The sequence below is a fragment of the Spirulina sp. CS-785/01 genome, from assembly GCF_028330525.1.
GTDB lineage: Bacteria > Cyanobacteriota > Cyanobacteriia > Cyanobacteriales > Spirulinaceae > JAQMSD01.
Genome location: NZ_JAQMSD010000058.1, coordinates 1 through 5791 on the forward strand (window position 1 = coordinate 1; position 5791 = coordinate 5791).

General features: G+C 49.7%; 6 protein-coding genes. 1 reads left to right on the forward strand and 5 read right to left on the reverse strand.

Translation table 11 applies throughout. The features are described 5' to 3' along the window. Together PN462_RS03235 and PN462_RS03240 are read right to left on the reverse strand one after the other, a co-directional pair. On the reverse strand, positions 1 to 104 hold a 104-nt coding region (locus PN462_RS03235), incomplete at its 3' end, for an RRXRR domain-containing protein (RefSeq protein ID WP_272126506.1). A gap of 191 nt (positions 105 to 295) precedes the next feature. Continuing rightward, positions 296 to 1102 (reverse strand): ABC transporter permease, encoded by an 807-nt coding sequence (locus tag PN462_RS03240; RefSeq protein ID WP_272126501.1) that lies wholly within the window; start codon positions 1100 to 1102, stop codon positions 296 to 298. A gap of 65 nt (positions 1103 to 1167) precedes the next feature. On the opposite strand from PN462_RS03240, the gene PN462_RS03245 reads away from it, so the two are divergent. Beyond that, positions 1168 to 2289: a DegT/DnrJ/EryC1/StrS family aminotransferase gene (locus PN462_RS03245; RefSeq protein ID WP_272126502.1), complete on the forward strand. Its 1122-nt coding sequence runs from the start codon at positions 1168 to 1170 to the stop codon at positions 2287 to 2289. 254 nt (positions 2290 to 2543) lie between these two features. Here the strand turns inward: PN462_RS03245 and PN462_RS03250 are convergent, their stop codons facing one another. From PN462_RS03250 to PN462_RS03260, 3 genes are all read right to left on the reverse strand, one after another. Continuing rightward, positions 2544 to 3965 carry an NAD(P)(+) transhydrogenase (Re/Si-specific) subunit beta gene (locus tag PN462_RS03250; RefSeq protein WP_272126503.1) on the reverse strand — a complete coding sequence of 474 codons (1422 nt, stop codon included), beginning with the start codon at positions 3963 to 3965 and terminating at the stop codon, positions 2544 to 2546. Between the two features lie 3 nt (positions 3966 to 3968). Continuing rightward, complete coding sequence (locus PN462_RS03255; RefSeq protein ID WP_272126504.1) at positions 3969 to 4259, reverse strand: NAD(P) transhydrogenase subunit alpha; 291 nt, start codon at positions 4257 to 4259, stop codon at positions 3969 to 3971. Between the two features lie 68 nt (positions 4260 to 4327). Continuing rightward, a complete protein-coding gene (locus PN462_RS03260; RefSeq protein ID WP_272126505.1) occupies positions 4328 to 5473 on the reverse strand; it encodes a Re/Si-specific NAD(P)(+) transhydrogenase subunit alpha in 1146 nt (381 codons plus the stop codon). Positions 5474 to 5791: the final 318 nt, after the last annotated feature.

Consider the following 5791-nt stretch of genomic DNA (forward strand, 5'->3'; position numbering starts at 1 on the left):
CACTTGCCGACGGCACGACCAGACTCTACCCATTTACGGGCTCGACTGGGCTTGGTCGGCATTAGCGGTTGTCCGTCTTTAGAAACTACGGGAATTCGGTTCATAGGTATAACCCCTCCGAATCAGGTTTATGTCTCTTACGCCACGGTTAACGCTGTGTCCTGGACTAACCCAGTTGGGCGAGATTCCACCCCCTTACATCTAATCCAAACTAGAGAAACATCTAGAAGTGTTTACTCGTTAACCGCTCTTGGCTCTATTCGCAGCTACGGGAAGGTTATCTCTCCCCACTCCCTCACCTCACGAAGTAGGTGGGGGTCATTGAATTCTTGACAACATATTGGGCATGAGGGTTAAAAAATTGCTGACTCACCCCCCAAGTTACCCATAACACAATGACCATCTCCGCAAAGGCCATCATGAACATCACCAAAATCTGATACAGGGAAGCATTAATGGGATTAACCCCACTCAACACCTGTCCCGTCAACATTCCGGGTAACGTCACCAACCCTACCACCATCATACGATTAATCAACGGGATTAAGCCAGCCCGAATCGACGCTTGGCGATAGGTTTGAATGGCTTGTTGGGGACTGGCCCCTAAACTGAGATGAGTTTCAATTTCTAAAGCACTGTGACGCAGGGTACTCACCAACCGCTCTCCCGCTAAAGTGGCCGCATTCATGGCATTCCCTAACACCATCCCCGCCAAGGGAATAAGATATTGGGGCGAATACCACTGGGGGGGTTGTACAATAAGCAAAATAGTATAACTCAGGGTGAGAAACGTACTTCCCGCTAGGGACAACCAAATCAGAGATAACAGGGGGAGTTTCGGGGCAATACGGTTACGAGTCACCATAGCAGCAACCGTCGTCATGGCCGCAATAGCCAACAGGACTAACCAAGGTTGGTTAATTTCAAACACAAAAGCCAATAAATAGCCCGCAACCAACAACTGTAAAACCGTGCGGCCTGTAGCCAAAAGCAGTTGCTGTTCTAACTGTAAGCGTTGCCAAAGGGAAAGCACCATAGCAACTCCCACCAACCCCAAGGATAACGCCAGATCGAGTAAATCCAGTTCAATAATTGCTTCCATTGTCCCTAAACAGTAAAGTAATCAGCATTGGTGACAAGTATTGTGAAATTTTAGGTGTTAAGCGAGTGAATAAAATCCCCCCCTTTGATTTAACCCGTCAATATCAAACCCTGGAAGCCGAAATTAATCCTGTGGTTTCCGAAGTCTTGCGATCGGGCCGTTATATTGGCGGTAATGCCGTCAGTGACTTTGAACAAGCCTTTAGTGAGTATATCGGGTCAACCCATTGTTTAGGCTGCAATTCCGGGACAGATGCCCTTTACTTAGCATTACGCGCTTTTAACATTGGCCCAGGGGATGAAGTCATCACCTCCCCCTTTACCTTCATTGCCACCGCAGAAACCATCAGCGAAGTTGGGGCCACTCCCGTCTTTGTGGATATTGATCTAGAAACTTTTAATTTAGATAGCGGGCAAATTGAACAGGCCATCACCCCCAAAACCAGGGCCATTATGCCCGTTCATTTATTTGGCCGTCCCGTTGAAATGCCTCCCCTGCTAGATATTGCCCAACAGCATAACTTAGTAATTATTGAAGACTGCGCTCAAGCCACTGGAGCAGAATGGGAGGGAAAAAAAGTCGGCAATCTTGGCCATGTGGGTTGTTTTAGTTTCTTCCCCACTAAAAACTTAGGGGGATGTGGAGATGGGGGGGCTGTCACCACCAATGATCCCGAAATTGCCGCCACTGTCAATAAATTACGGCAACACGGACAACCCACCCGTTATATTCATGATGTCATTGGGGTGAATAGTCGTCTCGATGCGGTACAAGGGGCAATTTTACAGATTAAACTCCGCCATTTAGATAGTTTTAATCAAGCTAGAGCTAACATTGCCCAACGGTATCAGGAGTTATTAAGTCCCCTGGCTCATTTAGTATTACCCACTGCTCCCCCCCAAGGGAAGGCCGTGTGGAATCAATACACTATCCGGGTTCTATCCGAGGGGTCAGAAAATCGTCGGGATGCCCTCCGTATGGCTCTACAAGAGGCGGGAATTGGCTCAATGGTCTATTATCCCCGTCCCCTCCATTTACAGCCTGTCTATGATCATTTAAAGGCAACTGAGGGCAGTTTTCCCAAGGCGGAACAAGCCTGTCAAGAGGTGTTGTCTTTGCCCATGTTCCCAGAGTTAACTTCCGAGGAGCAAGAACAAGTGGTGCAGACGTTGAAACAGTTTCTTTAGGGGTGTTCAGTTCTAATAATAGGTGGGCAATGCCCACCCAGCCCTGTCAAGGTGGGTAATGAGATATGGCGGTTTGGAGTCGCCCTCACCCCCCAACCCCCTCTCCCAACCTTGGGAGAGGGGGAGAAAATGTCTCTCACAAGTGTTTGAAACAACGGTTTCTCGTTCTACAATTTCTCACCTTGACAGGGCTGGCAATGCCCACCCTACAAGCTGATGGCTGAAAACTGATAGCTGAATGCTGACCAAAGCATCTAAGCCAGTTGTTTCACTTCTGCAACTAACTGGCCAACCATATCTTTGGCACTGCCAAACAGCATCATGGTTTTATCCTCGAAAAATAACTCATTCTGAACCCCAGAAAAGCCAGTTCCCATGCCTCGTTTAATGACAATGGTACTTTTGGCTTTGTCCACTTCGAGAATGGGCATTCCGTAAATAGGACTACTGTTGTCATGACGGGCCGCCGGGTTAACCACATCATTGGCCCCAATAACTAACGCCACATCAGTTTTATCAAATTGGGGGTTAATATCCTCCATGTCGTATAACTGGGGATACGGCACATTGGCTTCCGCCAGTAAAACATTCATGTGTCCAGGCATTCGTCCCGCTACGGGGTGAATGGCATAGCGGACTTCAACTCCGGCACTTTCTAATTGATCCACTAATTCTTTAACACTGTGTTGCGCTTGGGCGACAGCCATGCCGTAGCCGGGGACAATGACCACAGAACGAGCGTATTTTAACATCATCGCTCCTTCTTCAGGGTCAACGCTGCGCACGGTTTGATTGGCCTTGGCACTGCCAGAACTTCCGGCGGTTGCACTACTGCCTCCATCGGACCCAAACCCGGCAAAGAGGACGTTGGTGAGGGAACGGTTCATCCCTTTACACATGATATTGGTCAGGATGATCCCTGATGCCCCCACTAAGGCCCCGGCAATGATCAGCATATTGTTATTGACCACAAACCCGGCAGCGGCTGCCGCTAAACCGGAATAGGAGTTTAACAGGGAGATCACGACGGGCATATCTCCACCCCCGATGGGGATAACAAAGAATACCCCCAGGATGAGTGCAATGGCAATTAATCCGAAAAAGACGGAGAGGGTATTGGGGTCCGTCATAAAGTAAACACTGCCCACTAAAAAGCCACCGAGTAAGAGGACATTTAAGGGCTGTTGGAGGGGGAAAACAATGGGTGAACCAGGTAGGATGCCCTGGAGTTTCCCGAAGGCGATAAAGCTCCCTGTGAGGGTGACTCCACCAATGAGGATGCCGAGAACAATGACGATGAGGGAGGTGAGGGAGAGGGGTTCACCTGTGCTGAGGACGCGCCAAAATTCTGCGATCGCAATTAAAGCTGACGCACCGCCCCCTAAACCATTGAAAATCCCCACCATCTGAGGCATAGCGGTCATTTCTACCTGATAGGCGGCCACAGCCCCAATCATGGCCCCAATGGCCATACCGAGAAAGATTGTGCCATAACTCAACACGCTTCGGTCGAGGAGAGTGGCCACCACGGCCAACAACATCCCGACTGCTGCCAGTTGATTGCCTCGTCTGGCGGTGGATGGCGATCCTAATTGCTTCAACCCTAAAATAAACAGGGAGGCCGCCACTAAATAACTCAGTTGAATGCCCGTGGGCAAAAATTCGCTCCAATTCATGGATTATGCCTCCTTTTTCTTAAACATCTGTAGCATCCGATCAGTGACGAGGAAACCGCCTACAACGTTGATCGTTGCCAAAATTACGGCAATTAAGCCTAAAATCGCACTCAAGGTTAGATTGCCTGTTCCAGAGACTAAAATCGCCCCTAAAACCGCAATTCCTGAAATGGCATTCGCCCCAGACATGAGGGGAGTATGCAAGGTGGGAGGCACTTTGTTGATGACCTCAAAGCCGACAAAGGCGGCTAATACAAACACAAACAAACTGGTGACTAAGGTTGCTGTCGTCATAGGTCTAAGTTTCGTTCTGCAAAGGTATTGTGACACGCTCAGAACCGTTGGCACTTACGGTGAGGGGTCTAGGCGTTGACTTTTACCCCTAAAGCGGCTTTCACACGGTCATTGCGGAGTTCTCCGTTATGGGTGACACAAGTTCCCGCAATGATTTCATCCTCAAAGTTGAGGTTGAGTTCTCCCTCTTGAATTAAGAGTTTCAGGAGGGTAGAGATATTTTTAGCGTACATTTGGCTGGCATGGACGGGCATGGAGGAGGGGAGGTTAATGGGGCCAATGACGGTGACACCCTGGTATTGGATATCTTTGCCCGCTTCGCTGACTTCACAGTTGCCCCCTTGGTCTGCGGCTAAATCTACAATGACTGAACCGGGGTTCATCCGTTGTACCATGGCTTCTGTCACCAAGGTGGGGGCTTTTTTACCAGGGACTTGGGCGGTGGTGATGACCACATCCGAGGCGGCCACGCGATCGCTCATTACCTCTTGGGTTTTCTGCTTGGCGGCCTCGGAGACTTCTTTGGCGTATCCCCCCTCGGCCACGGTATCTTCCCCTAAGTCCACTTCTACGAACTTCGCCCCTAAACTTTCCACTTGTTCTTTCACTTCCGGGCGAATATCAAAGGACTCGACTACCGCGCCTAAGCGTCGGGCGGTGGCAATGGCTTGTAGTCCAGCAACCCCCGCCCCCATGACTAAGACTTTGGCCGGGCGAATTGTTCCGGCTGCGGTGGTTAACATGGGGAAAAATTTCGGTAAGGCGGCAGCCGCAATGAGAACGGCTTTATAACCTGCTACACTCCCTTGAGAGGATAAAGCATCCATGCTTTGGGCGCGACTAATGCGGGGAATGAGTTCCATACTCAAAGCTGTCACTTTCCGAGCTTGCAGTTTTTGACTCAATTCTGGTTGTCCGAGGGGATTGAGAAAACTAATTAAAGTGCTGCCTTCTTTGAGGTAGTCGAGTTCATGGTCCATGGGTGGGGCGACTTTGAGGAGAATATCTGCTTCTCCCCAGAGTTTTTCCCGGTCGCCAATAATACTGGCCCCGGCTTCTCGGTAGGTGTCATCCTCAAAAAATGAACCGTCTCCGGCCCCAGACTCAACCCAGATTTCCCATCCTTGTTGAGTGACACGGGAGACTACATCGGGGGTTAGGGCGACCCGACGTTCTCCGACTTCCAGATTTTCTCTGGCGATCGCAATTCTCATGGCAACTCCTTAATTCTGTGCTGCAATACTGTTTTGTATATTATTCCTGATGGCGCAATAGGCAACTTGCGACGACAGAATCAACAGTCCTGGTTATTTTAACCCATGGCTCGTTTCTCCAAGTCGCCCAACGTCTTGAGAATCCCGGATTCTCAGCAGTCCACCCCCCACCTCCTCCGGTTACCAGAAATTTTGGGTCTAAAGCCTCGCCCTTTCAGGGCGACTCTGCTATCATGGAGAAACTGGAGCGGTATTCAACCAGTTTAACAACCGAGCCTCTAATCGAGGCAACTGAACCTTGAAAACTAGAGTTAGTGG